At 65.5% G+C, this 14308-nt stretch carries 18 protein-coding genes, 1 pseudogene and 1 riboswitch; of the genes and pseudogenes, 12 read left to right on the top strand and 7 right to left on the bottom strand.

The window, feature by feature from the left end; all coding sequences use genetic code 11:
- Window positions 1-189 precede the first annotated feature (189 nt).
- Window positions 190-1212: a class II fructose-bisphosphatase gene (glpX, locus tag FB460_RS05310; RefSeq protein WP_142093013.1), complete on the top strand. Its 1023-nt coding sequence runs from the start codon at window positions 190-192 to the stop codon at window positions 1210-1212.
- A gap of 68 nt (window positions 1213-1280) precedes the next feature.
- On the opposite strand, the gene FB460_RS05305 is transcribed toward glpX, so the two are convergent.
- The 6 genes from FB460_RS05305 to FB460_RS05280 form a co-directional block, all read right to left on the bottom strand.
- Window positions 1281-2057 (bottom strand): sulfite exporter TauE/SafE family protein, encoded by a 777-nt coding sequence (locus tag FB460_RS05305; protein WP_142093012.1) that lies wholly within the window; start codon window positions 2055-2057, stop codon window positions 1281-1283.
- 92 nt (window positions 2058-2149) lie between these two features.
- A complete protein-coding gene (locus FB460_RS05300; protein WP_142093011.1) occupies window positions 2150-3520 on the bottom strand; it encodes an MBL fold metallo-hydrolase in 1371 nt (456 codons plus the stop codon).
- A gap of 163 nt (window positions 3521-3683) precedes the next feature.
- Window positions 3684-4373, bottom strand: a complete 690-nt coding sequence (locus tag FB460_RS05295; protein WP_142093010.1) for a (2Fe-2S)-binding protein — start codon at window positions 4371-4373, stop codon at window positions 3684-3686.
- Entirely contained in the window at window positions 4370-5149 is a 780-nt protein-coding gene (locus FB460_RS05290; protein WP_142093009.1) for an ABC transporter ATP-binding protein, read from the bottom strand. The genes FB460_RS05295 and FB460_RS05290 overlap by 4 nt, the downstream gene beginning before the upstream one ends.
- Window positions 5146-6165: a FecCD family ABC transporter permease gene (locus tag FB460_RS05285; RefSeq protein ID WP_211345836.1), complete on the bottom strand. Its 1020-nt coding sequence runs from the start codon at window positions 6163-6165 to the stop codon at window positions 5146-5148. The genes FB460_RS05290 and FB460_RS05285 overlap by 4 nt, the downstream gene beginning before the upstream one ends.
- A gap of 85 nt (window positions 6166-6250) precedes the next feature.
- Window positions 6251-7237 carry an ABC transporter substrate-binding protein gene (locus tag FB460_RS05280; RefSeq protein ID WP_142093007.1) on the bottom strand — a complete coding sequence of 329 codons (987 nt, stop codon included), beginning with the start codon at window positions 7235-7237 and terminating at the stop codon, window positions 6251-6253.
- 80 nt (window positions 7238-7317) lie between these two features.
- Window positions 7318-7429: riboswitch (cobalamin riboswitch) on the bottom strand.
- Between the two features lie 172 nt (window positions 7430-7601).
- On the opposite strand from FB460_RS05280, the gene FB460_RS05275 reads away from it, so the two are divergent.
- From FB460_RS05275 to rplO, 11 genes and pseudogenes are all read left to right on the top strand, one after another.
- Window positions 7602-8936: a lipase family protein gene (locus FB460_RS05275; protein WP_142093006.1), complete on the top strand. Its 1335-nt coding sequence runs from the start codon at window positions 7602-7604 to the stop codon at window positions 8934-8936.
- Window positions 8937-9155: 219 nt separating this feature from the next.
- On the top strand, window positions 9156-9524 hold the full coding sequence (rplN, locus tag FB460_RS05270; protein ID WP_142093005.1) for a 50S ribosomal protein L14: 369 nt from the start codon (window positions 9156-9158) through the stop codon (window positions 9522-9524).
- Window positions 9525-9902, top strand: coding sequence for a 50S ribosomal protein L24 (rplX, locus tag FB460_RS05265; RefSeq protein WP_142093004.1), 378 nt, complete (start codon window positions 9525-9527; stop codon window positions 9900-9902).
- On the top strand, window positions 9902-10519 hold the full coding sequence (rplE, locus tag FB460_RS05260; protein ID WP_142093003.1) for a 50S ribosomal protein L5: 618 nt from the start codon (window positions 9902-9904) through the stop codon (window positions 10517-10519). The genes rplX and rplE overlap by 1 nt, the downstream gene beginning before the upstream one ends.
- 7 nt (window positions 10520-10526) lie before the next feature.
- Complete coding sequence (locus tag FB460_RS05255; RefSeq protein ID WP_142093002.1) at window positions 10527-10712, top strand: type Z 30S ribosomal protein S14; 186 nt, start codon at window positions 10527-10529, stop codon at window positions 10710-10712.
- Window positions 10713-10803: 91 nt separating this feature from the next.
- Window positions 10804-11211: a 30S ribosomal protein S8 gene (rpsH, locus tag FB460_RS05250; RefSeq protein WP_142093001.1), complete on the top strand. Its 408-nt coding sequence runs from the start codon at window positions 10804-10806 to the stop codon at window positions 11209-11211.
- 24 nt (window positions 11212-11235) lie between these two features.
- Window positions 11236-11778, top strand: a complete 543-nt coding sequence (gene rplF / locus FB460_RS05245; RefSeq protein ID WP_142093000.1) for a 50S ribosomal protein L6 — start codon at window positions 11236-11238, stop codon at window positions 11776-11778.
- A 2-nt stretch (window positions 11779-11780) separates the two neighbouring features.
- Window positions 11781-12164 carry a 50S ribosomal protein L18 gene (gene rplR, locus FB460_RS05240; RefSeq protein WP_142092999.1) on the top strand — a complete coding sequence of 128 codons (384 nt, stop codon included), beginning with the start codon at window positions 11781-11783 and terminating at the stop codon, window positions 12162-12164.
- 20 nt (window positions 12165-12184) lie between these two features.
- Window positions 12185-12772 (top strand): annotated as a pseudogene (rpsE, locus tag FB460_RS05235) (30S ribosomal protein S5); the annotation flags it as partial.
- A 266-nt stretch (window positions 12773-13038) separates the two neighbouring features.
- Window positions 13039-13221, top strand: coding sequence for a 50S ribosomal protein L30 (gene rpmD, locus FB460_RS05230; protein WP_142092998.1), 183 nt, complete (start codon window positions 13039-13041; stop codon window positions 13219-13221).
- Window position 13222: 1 nt separating this feature from the next.
- Window positions 13223-13678 (top strand): 50S ribosomal protein L15, encoded by a 456-nt coding sequence (gene rplO / locus FB460_RS05225; RefSeq protein ID WP_142092997.1) that lies wholly within the window; start codon window positions 13223-13225, stop codon window positions 13676-13678.
- A gap of 131 nt (window positions 13679-13809) precedes the next feature.
- On the opposite strand, the gene FB460_RS05220 is transcribed toward rplO, so the two are convergent.
- The gene (locus tag FB460_RS05220) at window positions 13810-14268 is read right to left on the bottom strand and encodes a hypothetical protein (protein ID WP_142092996.1); all 459 of its coding nucleotides are present in this window, start codon (window positions 14266-14268) and stop codon (window positions 13810-13812) included.
- Window positions 14269-14308 lie beyond the last annotated feature (40 nt).

Raw genomic sequence — 14308 nt, 5'->3', positions numbered from 1 at the left:
GCCACCGCAGGTGGGACCAGGTGTTCGTCTGGTTTTTGACCTGAGGTTTTGTGACCGACAGCGACCACAAACCCTCAGGTTCGATGGTTGACGCGGGGGCTCCTGCCGCATTGATCACGGTGGCTGCCACCGGCATGGGTGAGCATGGTTAGGCTCTAGGCAACGTCCAAGTGCGAGGAGGCCTGCCGAATGAGTGAAACGAAAAGCACCGGATACGTGATCAGCGACAACAACCTTGGTCTCGACCTGATGCGGGCCACCGAGGCCGCCGCCCTGGCGGCCGCCCGGTGGCGTGGCCGCGGGAAGAAGGAAGAGGGCGACGGTGCCGCGGTCGACGCGATGCGCGCGGTGCTCGCCGGTGTGCGCATGGACGGCACCATCGTCATCGGCGAGGGTGAGAAGGATGAAGCCCCGATGCTGCACAATGGTGAGAAGGTCGGCACCGGCGATGGGCAGAAGGTCGACATCGCCGTCGATCCGGTGGACGGCACCCGCCTGCTGGCGCTCGGCATGCGCAACTCGATCGCTGTCATGGCTGCCGCAGAATCGGGCTCGATGTACAACCCGACGATGTGTTTCTACATGGACAAGCTCGCCGTGGGACCCGAGGCAGCCGATGTGATCGACATCGAGGCACCGATCGCCGACACCATCAAGAAGGTCGCGAAGGCCAAGGGCAAGGACGTCGGTGACATCGTCGTGGCCATGCTCAATCGTGAACGCCATGAGCAGCTGGCCAAGGACATCCGCGATGCCGGCGCACGGACCAGCATGTACACCGATGGTGACGTGGCGGCTTCGGTCTCGGCGGCCTCGGACTCGGTCTCCAGCGTCGACATCCTCGCCGGCATCGGTGGAAGCCCCGAGGGGGTCGTCAGCGCCTGCGCGATGAAGGCCATGGGCGGACGTATCATGGCCAGGCTCCATCCGACCAGCGATGAGGAGCGTCAGCGCACCATCGATGCCGGGTTCGACGTCGACAAAGTCCTCGACACCGACGCCCTCGTCGCGAGTGACAACACGTTGTTCGTAGCGACCGGTATCAGCGACGGCGATCTCGTCGACGGTGTGCACTACCTCGAGCACGGTGGCGCCCGAACCCACTCGGTGGTCATGCGGTCCTCATCCGGAACGATTCGATACATCGAGGCGTTCCATCGTCTCGAAAAGCTCAATCGTCACGCGGCGGGGCAGCAGCTCCCCGGCGTCTGAGCCCACACACGTCGGTGCCCCGGGCACGGGGCACCGACATCATGCGCGCCGATCGGTCGATGCGGCGCTCACCCCATGACCGCAGGGACATTCATCGCCAACATGTAGCCAGCGATCGTCACCAGCATGATGGTGAAGGCAATGGTCAGGTTGCGACTCGAGACCTTGGTCGTCAGGCGCTGACCGAGCAGCGACCCCGCCACAGAGAAGGCTGCGAAGCCCAACAGAACCGTCCAATCCAGCTCGACGCCGTTGCCGAGACGTCCGGCGAGGGCCGAGGCCGAATTGATCACGATCACGACCAAGGAGGTTCCGACCGCGGCTGTGATCGGGAGATGAAGGGCGAGCACCAGTGCGGGAACCACGGCGAATCCGCCCCCGACCCCGAAGAATCCGGTGAGCAGTCCGACCACGATCGCGCTGAGGATCAATGCCAGAGGTCTCCGGTGCTCGTGAACGGTGGAGGCATCTGGCCCTTCTCCGGCGCGGATCTGTCGAACCATGGCGGCTGCGACCGCAAGCATGAGGATCGCGAACAGCGTCAGGAGCAGTGAGGGGGCGACACCGGATGCCAGCTTGGCGCCGAGCAGGGAACCTGTGACCCCGACCAGCCCGAAGACGACCCCGGCCGCCAGCCGGACATTGCCTGCCAGATGGTGAGGGATCGCGCCGACCAAGGCTGTGATGCCGGCGATGATCAATGACCCGGTGGTGGCCTGCACCGGGGATTGCCCCAGCAGATACACCAACGCCGGGACGGTGAGGATCGAGCCTCCCGCGCCGAGACTTCCGACGGCAAGACCCACGATGAGGCCCACCGGAATAACCCACACCAGCCCCGTCAACGGGGTTCACCCCGATCTGCTGCTTGCATGGATGCACTCTTCAAAGGGCTGGTGCTGTGCCTGAGCATGCTCATCGTGCCGTCACGTTCCGTTCAGACCGCGATCAGGTCGATGGCGCCGTAGCCGCCGAGAACATCCGAGACATCGGTGAAGCCACGGCTCATCAACCAGCTGGCGCCGGCCGCCGAACGATAACCACCGGCGCAGTGGAGCACCACCGGACGGGCAGGGTCGAGCTCGGCGCAGCGCTTGGTCAGTTGGGCCAACGGGATGTGGTGGGCCCCCTCGACCCTGCCGTTGTCGAGCTCGCCTGCGTTGCGTACGTCAACCAGTTGCACCTGGTCGTTCTCGAGTGCGGTGAACATCTCCGAGGCGGTGAGCCGACTCAGGCGCCGGGCCCGGTGCGGGTGCTCGGTCAGATGGCCGGCCACGTCGGGCAGGTGCCCGACGCAGTTGTCGAAGCCGATGCGCATCATCCGGGTGGCTGAAGCGTGCTCTTCGCCGGGGTCGGCGACGATGATGAAGGGCTGATCCGGTGAGAGCAGCATGCCTGCGGTCTCGGCAAGACGCCCGCTGAAGCCGACATTGATGGAGCCGGCCAGATGTCCGGCGGCGAAATCCATGGGGTCACGCGTGTCGAGGATGATGGCGCCATCGGCCACTGCCTGCTGCAACGCCTCCTCATCGAGAGCGGGAACGGTGGCGCCGGGGTCACGGACGGGGCGGTTCTCCTTGTTGATCCGGGCGTCATGGCTGAAATAGGCCGGCGCTGTGGGCTGGCCTTCGGTCACCAGGGCGATGAACTTCTCCTGCGGCATCGGAACCGCAGCGTAATTCATCATGCGCTGATTGCCGATGGTCGACGACTTCTCGGTCGAGAGGTTCTTGCCACATGCGGACCCCGCGCCGTGGGCTGGGAAGACCTTGGTCTCGTCGGGTAGGGACATCAGTTTGTTCTGGACCGAGTCATGCAGCATCGCGGCGAGTTCTTCCTGGCTGACGCCCACCGAGGCCAACAGATCGGGACGCCCGACGTCGCCGATGAACAGGCAGTCTCCGGTCAGGACGCTGTGGGGCACGGCGTCATCTGGATGCTCGTGGACGATGACACTGATGGATTCTGGGGTGTGACCGGGAGTGCTCATGATCTCGAGGACCACTTCGCCGAGGTCGATGCGTTCACCATCCTGCAATGGCTGGGCGGTGAACTCGGGGTCGGCGGCGTCGCCCATGCCGATCCACGCACCGGTTGCTCGGGCGAGTTCGAGGTGGCCGGAGACGAAGTCAGCGTGGAAGTGGGTGAGGATGACTCCCTCGATGGTGAGGCCTTGCTCCTGGGCGTCGGCGAGGTACTCCTCGACGTCGCGGCGAGGATCGACCACGACGGCTCGGCCGGTGGTCTCGTCGCCGATCAGATAGGACGCCTGCGAGAGGCAGTCCAAGTAGTACTGCGTGAAGATCATCGTCGTGCTCCTGCTTGGGCGATCCCGGGTCGGGATCATTGCTCTGACGGGCTGCTTCTTCACCCTAACGTGGCATACCCCAGGGGGTACCGCTGAGGCGGGGTGAGAGAGGGGGCTCCGTGTGTGTGGGGTGAGAGGAGGGCAGTTGGCTCGACCGGACGTGTCAGAGCCGGTGCAGCGCGTCGGCCATCCGTCTGCCCCTGGCTCTTCCGAGCCGGGGACAGCTGGCGCACATGCCAGCGGGTTCCCCCGGTGTCGAGGTGGTCTTGTGGATGAGACAGCAGGATGCTCGCCGCGTGGCCCGACGTGTTCCCTGTGGTGGCGGGGCGAGTGGGTCGGCGTCATGGAGGGTGCCGTCGGTGGACACATCCTGGAAACGCGCACGGGGCAGGGGAGCGTGGGCGCGCATGGCGTCGACGATGTCGGTGGCGGCGCTCGAGGCCGTGGCCACGGTGACGTTCGGTGTGGAGAGTGCCTGGTTGGCGATCGAATCGGTGAGGATCGCCCACAGGGCACGTGGTGATGCCGAACCGGCCTCGGCCAGGGCTTCGATCATGGGGGACACCATCTCGATGAAGGCCTTCGGGAACTCGGTTCGAGTCCAAGTGCCGTCATGTTCCAACCCACCCAGGTAACCGTTCTCACCGAGCCTGCCGATGGTCGGTACCGGGCGTGGAATGGGACGCTGCGCCACGAAGGCATGCACCGGTGGGCCTGCGGTGGTGCTCGAAGCCGCGTACCACCAGAGCGTGGCGTTCACACGGGCATCGCCCGAGCCCCAGCGTCGGGCGGTGTCGTCGATGCGGCGGGCGATCCACTCACGTTCTTGCGGGGCGATGGGGCTGAGCGTCATGGCGCCCTCCCCGAGACCACGAGGCGGGGGCCGTCATCATCGATGACCAGGCGGCCGCGGATCCCGAAGACCTCGGCCAACAGCTCGGTGGTGAGCACCTGGGTGGGCTCACCATGGGCGGCCACTCGTCCGGCATGCAGCACCACCAGTTGATCGCAGGCTTCGGCCGCCAACCGCAGGTCGTGCAGGGTCAGCAGCACGGTGGTTCCGTCATCGGCGCGAGATCGCAGGAGATCCATCACCGCGATCTGGTGTTGAAGATCGAGGTGATTCGACGGTTCGTCGAGCAGCAGGATGGGAGCACGGGTGCACAGGGCCCTGGCCAGTGAGACACGCTGGCGCTCACCGCCGGAAAGGTGTGTGACATCGCGGTCCGCGAGGGAGGACAGCCCGGTGTCGGCGAGGGCGGCGTCGATCAGTTCGACGTCCTGGGGGGTCTCCGCGCCCAGCCAGGGGCGGTGCGGTGTGCGTCCCAGGCCCACCGATTCCCGGACCGTCAGCCCCAGCGTCGGGGCCGGCTCCTGAACAGAGACGCCGAGGCGCTGCGCCACGGCTCGGCGGCTGAGAGTGTCGGCGTCATCGGTTCCGAGCCACAGGTGGCCCGAATCCGGTCGCAATGCTCGGTAGCAGGTGCGCAGCAGCGTGGTCTTTCCTGAACCGTTCGGTCCCACGAGCCCGGTGATCTCCCCGGGGCGGGAATCCAGCAGCACATTGCTCAGCACCGGGTGCGTGCCGAAGGCGTGGGAGAGTTCCTCGATCCTCAGCCCGGCGTTCATGTCGCCCTCCGTTGGGTGCGCCACAGCATGATGACGAAGATCGGGGCGCCCACCAGTGACGTGACGACGCCGACAGGAAGCTCCACCCGTTGCGAGGCCGAACGAGCGAAGGTGTCGGCGGCCACCAGGGCGATCGCACCCACGAGGGCTGCGACCGGGAGGAGCCGTCGGGCCCGCGCGCCCACCAGCATCGCCGCCACATGGGGCACGAGCAGGCCGACGAAACCGATGCCTCCGGCCACGGCCACCGAACAACCCGCCAGGAGTGACACCGCGAGCAGGACGGCGATCCGGAAAGCATGGGTCGGAAGCCCAAGGGCACGGGCACCGTCCTCGCCGACGTGGAGCAGATCGAGTTGGCGTCCGGCGACCACCAGGGCGGTTCCCATGGTCAGCAGTGCCGTCAACGGGATGATTGCGGAACGCCAGCGTGCATCCCCGAAACCACCGGCCATCCAATGCAGCACTCCGGAGAGCTGTTGGTCGCGGGCCACCACCAACAGCGTGAACGTGATGAGCGCCGAGAACACCTGTCCCGTGGCGACGCCGGTGAGGATCATCGCGGCGGGGGTGCGGACCGCGGTGGAGACCAGTAGGGCCACGGCCATGGGGGCCAGGCCGCCGATGAACGCGGCGGCAGGCGTCACGAGCCATCCTGAGACGCCCGCTGTCCACCCGAGCACCGATGCGCACACGACGCCGAACCCGGCGCCGGACGAGACCCCGAGCAGGTACGGATCGGCGAGGGCGTTTCGGGTGACGGCTTGAGCGGAACCACCCGCCACAGCGAGACTCGCGCCGACGGCGGCCGCGGTGATGGCTCGTGGGAGCCGCGATTCGAGGATGATGGACTCACGGGCAGCGGTCCACCACGGTGTGACCGACCCGGTGATGTGGTGCCAGACGATCGCCCACACATCTCCAGAGGGAATGTGCACCGATCCCGACCCCACTGCCCACACGAGAACGCCGATCAGGGCCAACGAAAGGGCCAGACACCACAGGGTGAGTGGCACTCGGGATCTTGTGAATCGGGTCCCAGGCCTGGTGCGCAGTGCCGCGTCGCTCATGGCAGTTCCGTTGGTCGTCGTTCGGCGGCCATCAGATCTCCGCGTTGGGGTGCAGTGCGCGGGCGATCGTGCGTGTGGAATCGACCAGACGGGGGCTCTCGAAGAAGTCGTCCAAGGGAACCACCACGAAGCGCCCCTTCTCCACTGCCGGAGTGGTCTTCATGAGTGGGTGTTCGGTGAGGAACTGGATCTTCTGCTCGGCGGTCCTGTCGCCGTAGTCGAGGACGATGATGGCCTCGGGTGCGCGTTCTGCCACCTGCTCCCACGACGTCTGCGTGTATGGCCGTTCCCTGTCGGCAAAGAGGTTGGTGCCACCGGCATTCTCGACGATGAGGTTCCCGACTCCCACCCCGCCCACGGTCAGGGGCTCCGCATCACCGGAGTCGTAGAGGAAGGTCGGGATGGGGTCGTCCTCGGCCACGGCATCAGAGATCTCATCCAGGTCGCTTGTGACCTGTTCGACGAGCCCGGCGGCTGCGTCCTCGGTTCCGGTCGCCTGGCCGAGTTGGGTGTAGTCGGTGCTGAGGGCATCGAGGCTGAAGGACTCCTCGCTGCAGTATTCGGTGAACAGGAAGGTGGGGATGCCGTGTTCGGCGAAGGCTTCGCGGGAGCGTCCTTCCTTCTCGTTGAAAGCGCTCGCCATGCCGCCGACCACGAGGTCGGGGTTGGCGTCGAGGATCTGCTCCATGGAGGGATACTCGTCCGCAAGAGAGGGGATCTGGGCCCACTGTTCGGCAAGGTCTGGGCGGGGCTCGGCCTTGCCGTAGCCCATGCCGACGATGCGGTCGCCGAGCCCGAGTTCGAGGAGCACTTCGGTGACGTGGTCGTTCATCGTGATGATGCGTTGCGGCGCGCTGTTGAAGGTGAGCTGTTCGCCGCAGTTGGTGAAAGTGACCGGTTCGTCGAGGGCTTGCTCGACGCCGGGTTCCTGCGGTGAGGCGCCCTTCGACGTGGCGCAGGCGGTCAGGGAGACCGACAGGACGAGGCTGACGACGACGGTGGCGAATTGCTTCAGCATCTGATTCCTCGCAGACACTTGTGGTCCGCGAGCCGGACGCGATTCCCACGCCATGCCCCGATCCGCAGACCTCGACGGATGGAAACTCAACGTTCGAGGCAGGTGATCGGGCTTACCGCTGATGCGGCCCACCGTTGCGGGTCAGCGCCGGATTTTGACCGGACTTTCCCCACCTGGAACGGCACCACCGTAGCACGGCTCGGCAGCGTCCTGGCCCCGGCGGTGTCTGCCCTTGGCAGTAGTGGTGTCGCTGGATTAGATTCGCTTGGACGACGCCAGTCGTACGGTTGCGCGGTTCACAATGATGTGTCCGTAGTGACCGACCCACCCCTTCGAGGTCAATTTCGAGGGCAATGAGGACACGATGATGAGACGTATGTTCCGGCCGGCGAAGATGATTCTGGCCGCCACCGTCACCGCCGCTCTTGTCGCGGGGCTCACCCTGGGTATGCCGGTGATGGCGCATGCCGAACCGGGGACCGAGGCGCAACAGGCGGCCAGTGTCGAGAATCAAGCCGTCCAACCAGGTGATGCGACGCGTGCGACGGCGTTGCAGGCGGCCGCCGACGAGACCGGCGGCGAGTTCTACCAGCCGCCGGGGTCCCTGCCCGATGGTCCCGGGCAGATCGTGCGATCGGAGCCGATGGAGTTCTACCTCGATCCGGTCAAGCTGATCGAGGTGGACGCCGCCGCGACGCGCGTCATGTACACGACGACGAACTCGGCGGGGGAGAGGATCGCCAGCACCGGGACTGTTCTGGTCTCGAACAAGCCCTGGCGCGGGGATGGGCCCCGGCCGCTGATCGGATACGCGCCCGGTACGCAGGGCCTCGGCGATGACTGCGCCCCGTCCAAGACCCTCGCGTTGGGGCAGCAGTACGAGGGGCCGGTGATAACGACACTGCTCGAGCAGGGCTATGCGCTCGCCGTTCCCGATTACGAGGGGCTCGGCACGCCGGGGCTGCACACCTACATGGATCGCGTCGCGACCGGCAACGCCACGCTGGACGCGGTGCGTGCAGCCCAGAACCTCGGAGCAGAGGGCATCGAGGCCGAGAACCCGGTGGCGCTCGTGGGCTACTCGCAGGGGGGTGGAGCCACGGCCGCAGCGTCGGAGCTGGCTGGGGAGTACGCGCCCGAGCTCGACATCGTCGGTGCCTCCATGGGCGCTCCGCCGGCCGACCTCATGGAGCTTGAGAGTCTTGACGGCGGTAATTATGTCGGCTTCATGCTGTTCGCCCTGGCCGGGCAGAACGCCGCCTTCGACCTCGGCGTCGAGGACGATCTCAACGAGTCCGGGCGCAGGGCCATGGAGCAGGTCGCCGACATGTGCACCATCGAAGCCATCGCCGCTTTCGCCGGTACCCACAGCAGCTCATGGACCAAGACCGGTGAAACCCTCGCAGAGCTGATGCAGCGCGATGGCTACCGGGAGGCCATCGAGGCCCAGCGGCTCGGGACGCAGGCGCCCGACTTCCCGGTCTTCGTGCAGCAGGGGCTGACCGACGACGTGATCCCCTTCCACGTCGGACGCGGTCTGGCCGAGGATTACTGCGATCGTGGCGGCACGGTGCTGTTCCACACTCTCCTGACGCCCACGCACATCGGCGGCTACATTGAGGCAGCACCCCACATCAGCACCTTCACCGCTGCCCGATTGCGTGGCGATCAACCGTTGAACAGTTGCTGGCGGTTGTGACTGCCGGCGCCCTGCTGGGTGCCTTCTCCTGATTGGGCCTATCGCGTGCGGTGTACTACGATGGCACGGTTGCTCAGATCTGAGCCCCGGGTTTCTCACGCACCGGGGGACCTTTTCTGTTCGACCGATACATGTCCGTTCCACCAGGCCCACCTGCAGGTTGGCTCCTCATGAGCTTGCCCTGCGGAGGGGAACCGGTGCGACATACAGGAGAAATTAATGATCCAGCAGGAGTCGCGGCTCAAGGTCGCCGACAACACGGGGGCCAAGGAAATCCTTTGCGTCCGTGTTCTCGGTGGCTCGGGACGCCGCTACGCCGGCATCGGCGATACCATCGTCGCAACGGTCAAGGACGCCATCCCCGGTGGCGGCCTCAAGAAGGGCGAGATCGTCAAGGCCGTGATCGTGCGCACCACCAAGGAGCGTCGCCGCGCCGATGGTTCCTACATCCGCTTCGATGAGAACGCGGCCGTCATCCTCAAGCAGGACGGCGACCCGCGTGGTACCCGCATCTTCGGCCCCGTCGGCCGTGAGCTGCGAGAGAAGAAGTTCATGCGCATCGTCTCGCTCGCCCCGGAGGTGATCTGAATGACTGCCAAGACCCTTCATGTTCGCAAGGGCGACCGCGTCAAGGTCATCTCGGGCAAGGACAAGGGCGTGGTCGGCTCGATCATCGCCGTCGATCCCGCGGCCGAGAAGGTCACCGTCGAGGGCGTGAACATCGTCAAGCGCCACCGTCGCCCGATGCCCACTGCTCAGGGCGGCCAGACCGAGGGCGGCATCGTGTCCGCAGAGGCGCCGATCCACGTGTCGAACGTGGCTCTCGTCGTCACCGTCGATGGCGAGGAGGTGACCACGCGCGTTGGGTTCAAGCGTGAGCAGGTCACCAAGCGTCGCCCCGACGGCACTGAGTACACCGGGTTCCGCAGCGTGCGGATCGCCCGTAAGACGGGGGAGGAGATCTGATGAGCGTCGAAACCCGTGAGATCCCGCGCCTCAAGAAGCGCTACCGCGAAGAGATCAAGCCTGCCCTGCAGGACGAGTTCAAGTACGCCAACGTCATGCAGATCCCCGGCCTGGTCAAGGTCGTGGTGAACATGGGTGTGGGCGACGCCGCTCGTGACTCCAAGGTCATCGAGGGAGCGATCAAGGACCTCACCGCCATCACCGGCCAGAAGCCGTCGGTGACCAAGGCGCGCAAGTCCATCGCCCAGTTCAAGTTGCGTGAGGGGCAGGCCATCGGCTGCCACGTCACGCTGCGTGGCGACCGTATGTGGGAGTTCGCCGACCGTCTGCTGACGCTCGCTCTCCCGCGTATCCGCGACTTCCGCGGTCTCAACCAGTGGCAGTTCGATGGCCAGGGGAACTACACGTTCGGTCTCACCGAGCAGGTCATGTTCCACGAGATCGATCAGGACAAGATCGATCGCAGCCGCGGCATGGACATCACGTTCGTGACCACCGCCACCAATGATGACGAGGGTCGGGCGCTGCTGCGTCACCTCGGCTTCCCGTTCAACGACAACCCGAAGCCGGTCAAGGCCAAGCGCGGCCCGGCGTACTACGCACGGAAGAAGAAGTGAGGCTCTGATGGCGAAGACAGCCCTGAAGGTGAAGCAGTCGCGCAAGCCGAAGTTCGCTGTGCGCGCATACACCCGCTGCCAGAAGTGTGGCCGACCCAAGTCGGTCTACCGCAAGTTCGGCCTCTGCCGAGTCTGCCTGCGCCAGATGGCTCACGCCGGTGAACTCCCGGGTGTGACCAAGTCGAGCTGGTGAACCCCACCGACCCCCACATCTTCATTTCCCAACGCAGTAGGTCCCATCGCAGCCCGATGGCGAAACCACTGCGAGAAAGAGGCCAGACGTCATGACGATGACCGACCCGATCGCAGACATGCTGACGCGTCTGCGTAACGCCAATCAGGCGTTCCATGATGAGACCACGATGCCGCACTCCAAGATCAAGGCAGGGATCGCCGAGATCCTGCGCGAGGAGGGCTACATCTCCGACTACGAGGTTGCCGACGCCGCCGAGGGCGAGGTCGGCAAGACCCTCAAGATCACGTTGAAGTACGGCCAGAACCGTGAACGCTCGATCGCCGGCGTCCGCCGCATCAGCAAGCCGGGTCTGCGCGTGTACGCGAAGTCCACCGCCCTTCCCAAGGTGCTCGGTGGTCTGGGAATTGCCATCATCTCGACCTCGCAGGGTCTCCTGACGGACCGGGATGCCAACTCCAGGAGCGTGGGTGGGGAAGTCCTCGCCTACGTCTGGTGACGAGACCGAGAGGAGACACACGACATGTCGCGTATTGGCAAGGATCCGATCACGATCCCCTCGGGCGTCGAAATCACACTGGACGGACAGAAGGTCGCGGTCAAGGGGCCCAAGGGCACTCTGGATCACGTCGTTCCCGAACCCATCACCATCTCCAAGGCGGAGTCGGGCAACATCGAGGTGCAGCGCCCCGATGACGAGCGTGAGAACCGCTCGTTGCACGGCCTCACCCGCACCTTGGTGAACAACATGGTGCTCGGCGTCACCGAGGGATTCGAGAAGAAGCTCGAAATCCAGGGCGTCGGCTACCGCGTCGTCCCCAAGGGGCCCAAGCAGCTCGAGTTCAACCTCGGCTACTCGCACAACATCATCGTGGATGCGCCCGAGGGCATCACGTTCGCGGTCGATGGCCCCACCAAGGTGACGGTGCAGGGCATCGACAAGCAGGTCGTGGGCCAGGTGGCCGCCAACATCCGTGCACTGCGTGCGCCCGAGCCCTACAAGGGCAAGGGAATCCGCTACGCCGGTGAGCACGTGCGCCGCAAGGCCGGAAAGGCTGGTAAGTGACCATGGGTATTTCACTGTCACAGAACAAGGGAATGGCCGCGAAGAAGGCGTCGCGCATCCGTCGCCAGGTCCGTGGCCGCAAGAAGATCTTCGGCGCTCCGGAACGGCCCCGTATGGTGGTCACCCGGTCGGCGAAGCACATCACCGCACAGGTGATCGACGATACTCTGGGCAAGACGCTCGTGAGCGCGTCGACGCTGGAATCCGACCTGCGCGCCCTGGCCGGCGACAAGTCGGAGAAGGCCAAGAAGGTCGGCGAGATCGTCGCCGAGCGGGCCAAGGCCGCTGGCATCGAAAAGGTCGTCCTCGACCGTGCCGGCAACAAGTACCACGGCCGCGTCGCGGCCCTCGCCGACGGGGCCCGCTCCGGCGGGCTGGACCTCTGAGAGACGAGAAGGAGAATTCGATGACTCAAACCGCTACTCAGAACCGCGGCGGCGGCCGCGGCGAGCGGCGCGGTCGCGACGATCGTCGTGGAGGCCAGCGCGAGGAGAAGAACCAGTATCTCGAGCGCGTGGTCACCATCAACCGCGTGTCCAAGGTCGTCAAGGGTGGTCGGCGCTTCAGCTTCACCGCCCTGGTCGTCGTGGGCGATGGCAAGGGCATGGTCGGCGTCGGTTACGGCAAGGCCAAGGAAGTTCCCGCAGCGATCGCCAAGGGCGTCGAGGTGGCCAAGAAGAGCTTCTTCAGCGTTCCGCTGATTCAGGGCACCATCCCGCACTCCGTGCAGGGCGAGAAGGCCGCCGGTGTGGCCATGCTGCGTCCGGCTTCGCCCGGTACCGGCGTGATCGCCGGTGGCGCCATGCGTGCGGTGCTCGAATGCGCCGGTATCACCGACGTGCTCGCCAAGTCGCTCGGTTCGCCCAACGTCATCAACGTGGTCCAGGCCACCGTCGAGGCGCTGCAGATGCTCGAGGACCCGCATGCGGTGGCCCGCCGCCGCACGCGCCCGGTCGAGGATGTCGCTCCGGCCGCTCTGCTGCGCGCTCAGCAGGGCAAGGTCGACGAGTCCGGTGACGCCATCGTCGAGGCCGTCAACGAAAAGGCGGAGGCCAAGGCCGACAAGCCCGAGGTCGATGCCAAGCCGTCCGACATCAAGGTCGGAGACATGAAGGCCGGTCTGGACAGCTCGAACGAGGAGAAGGCCGAGAAGGCTGAATCCGAGAGCACGAAGGCCGACGAGAAGAAGGCTGACGACACGAAGGCCGACGAGAAGAAGGCTGACGAGAAGAAGGCCGACGACACGAAGGGCGGCGAGTGATGGCACAGCTCAAGGTGACCCAGCTCCGGTCTCCCATCGGTACCAAGCCGAACCACCGTGCGACGCTGCGCAGCATCGGCCTGCGCAAGGTCGGCGACTCGGTGGTCCAGGAGGACCGTCCCGAGATCGTGGGCATGATCAACACCGTCCGCCACCTTGTTCAGGTTGAGGAGGTGAACTGACATGGTTTTGAAGATCCATGACCTCAAGCCGGCTCCCGGCGCCAAGAAGTCCAAGGTCCGTGTGGGCCGTGGTGAAGCGGGCAAGGGCGGCAAGACCGCTGGCCGCGGCACCAAGGGCACCGGTGCACGCAAGAACGTGCCCGAGTACTTCGAGGGTGGCTCGATGCCGATGCATATGCGTGTTCCCAAGCTTCGCGGCTTCAAGAACCCGTTCCGCGTCGAATACCAGGTGATCAACCTGGACCGTATCGAGAAGCACTTCCCCCAGGGCGGTTCGGTGGACGCCGACGCCCTCGTGGAGAAGGGCCTCGTCCGTGCCGGATACCCGGTGAAGGTGCTCGGCACCGGCGAGCTGACGGTGAAGGTCGACCTCAAGGTCGACAAGATCTCCGCCAGCGCCAAGGCCAAGGTCGAAAAGGCCGGAGGCTCGGTGGTCACACCGGGTGACGACGCCTGACCCTGCGGAACCCGATGGGCTCAGAGGCCCACGAGGAATCGCATCGACGAACGACAGAACGAGGATGACCCCGCCCGGGGTCATCCTCGTTCTGCATCGCGGGGTGCGCGGTGCGCGCCGGGCCTGTCACATCAGCGTCGACGCAGGATCCACCCGATGATGACCACGGCGAAGATCATCGGCCCGGCTATGGACCCGTAACGTCCGTCGAAGAGGAGCGAGTTCAGCACGATGATCGCGACCGGAATCACCCAGAGAAATCTGACGAGGTCGCGCGAGGAGCGAGGCCCCGAACCGCCATGCCCGTTCCAGGAGTTCGAGCTCCGATACGGGTGGTTGTGGGAGCGAGGCATGTCATAGGGGCTCGGCCTTCCTCGGCCCTGAGGATCATGTTTCTGCATGCCGTAGGGCGAATCATCGTGGGGCATCGAGTAGGGGGAGTGACCCTGGACCGAGGATCCGTAACCTCCCGGGCCTCCGTACTGATGAGGCTCCTCGATGGCATCGCCGGGGCGGTCGGGGTCGTAGACCGGCCACTCACCTCTCTCCGGGTGAGAACGTTCTTGGCGGGGGTCGGGACCTGTCGACATGCCCCCATTGTTCCCCATGGGTGGTGTGCCCTGACAATAC

The organism is Propioniferax innocua (assembly GCF_006716235.1).
In the GTDB taxonomy this organism is placed as follows: domain Bacteria; phylum Actinomycetota; class Actinomycetes; order Propionibacteriales; family Propionibacteriaceae; genus Propioniferax; species Propioniferax innocua.
Note: the sequence above shows the minus strand (reverse complement) of the source record. Positions and strands in the feature narration are given on the sequence as shown.

What these genes read in the sequence shown, in the direction of transcription:
- glpX (WP_142093013.1), top strand. Translation starts at nt 190, where the DNA reads ATGAGTGAAACGAAAAGCACCGGATACGTGATCAGCGACAACAACCTT.
- FB460_RS05300 (WP_142093011.1), bottom strand. Translation starts at nt 3,520, where the DNA reads ATGATCTTCACGCAGTACTACTTGGACTGCCTCTCGCAGGCGTCCTAT.
- FB460_RS05295 (WP_142093010.1), bottom strand. Translation starts at nt 4,373, where the DNA reads ATGACGCTCAGCCCCATCGCCCCGCAAGAACGTGAGTGGATCGCCCGC.
- FB460_RS05290 (WP_142093009.1), bottom strand. Translation starts at nt 5,149, where the DNA reads ATGAACGCCGGGCTGAGGATCGAGGAACTCTCCCACGCCTTCGGCACG.
- FB460_RS05280 (WP_142093007.1), bottom strand. Translation starts at nt 7,237, where the DNA reads ATGCTGAAGCAATTCGCCACCGTCGTCGTCAGCCTCGTCCTGTCGGTC.
- FB460_RS05275 (WP_142093006.1), top strand. Translation starts at nt 7,602, where the DNA reads ATGATGAGACGTATGTTCCGGCCGGCGAAGATGATTCTGGCCGCCACC.
- rplN (WP_142093005.1), top strand. Translation starts at nt 9,156, where the DNA reads ATGATCCAGCAGGAGTCGCGGCTCAAGGTCGCCGACAACACGGGGGCC.
- rplX (WP_142093004.1), top strand. Translation starts at nt 9,525, where the DNA reads ATGACTGCCAAGACCCTTCATGTTCGCAAGGGCGACCGCGTCAAGGTC.
- rplE (WP_142093003.1), top strand. Translation starts at nt 9,902, where the DNA reads ATGAGCGTCGAAACCCGTGAGATCCCGCGCCTCAAGAAGCGCTACCGC.
- FB460_RS05255 (WP_142093002.1), top strand. Translation starts at nt 10,527, where the DNA reads ATGGCGAAGACAGCCCTGAAGGTGAAGCAGTCGCGCAAGCCGAAGTTC.
- rpsH (WP_142093001.1), top strand. Translation starts at nt 10,804, where the DNA reads ATGACGATGACCGACCCGATCGCAGACATGCTGACGCGTCTGCGTAAC.
- rplF (WP_142093000.1), top strand. Translation starts at nt 11,236, where the DNA reads ATGTCGCGTATTGGCAAGGATCCGATCACGATCCCCTCGGGCGTCGAA.
- rplR (WP_142092999.1), top strand. Translation starts at nt 11,781, where the DNA reads ATGGGTATTTCACTGTCACAGAACAAGGGAATGGCCGCGAAGAAGGCG.
- rpmD (WP_142092998.1), top strand. Translation starts at nt 13,039, where the DNA reads ATGGCACAGCTCAAGGTGACCCAGCTCCGGTCTCCCATCGGTACCAAG.
- rplO (WP_142092997.1), top strand. Translation starts at nt 13,223, where the DNA reads ATGGTTTTGAAGATCCATGACCTCAAGCCGGCTCCCGGCGCCAAGAAG.
- FB460_RS05220 (WP_142092996.1), bottom strand. Translation starts at nt 14,268, where the DNA reads ATGTCGACAGGTCCCGACCCCCGCCAAGAACGTTCTCACCCGGAGAGA.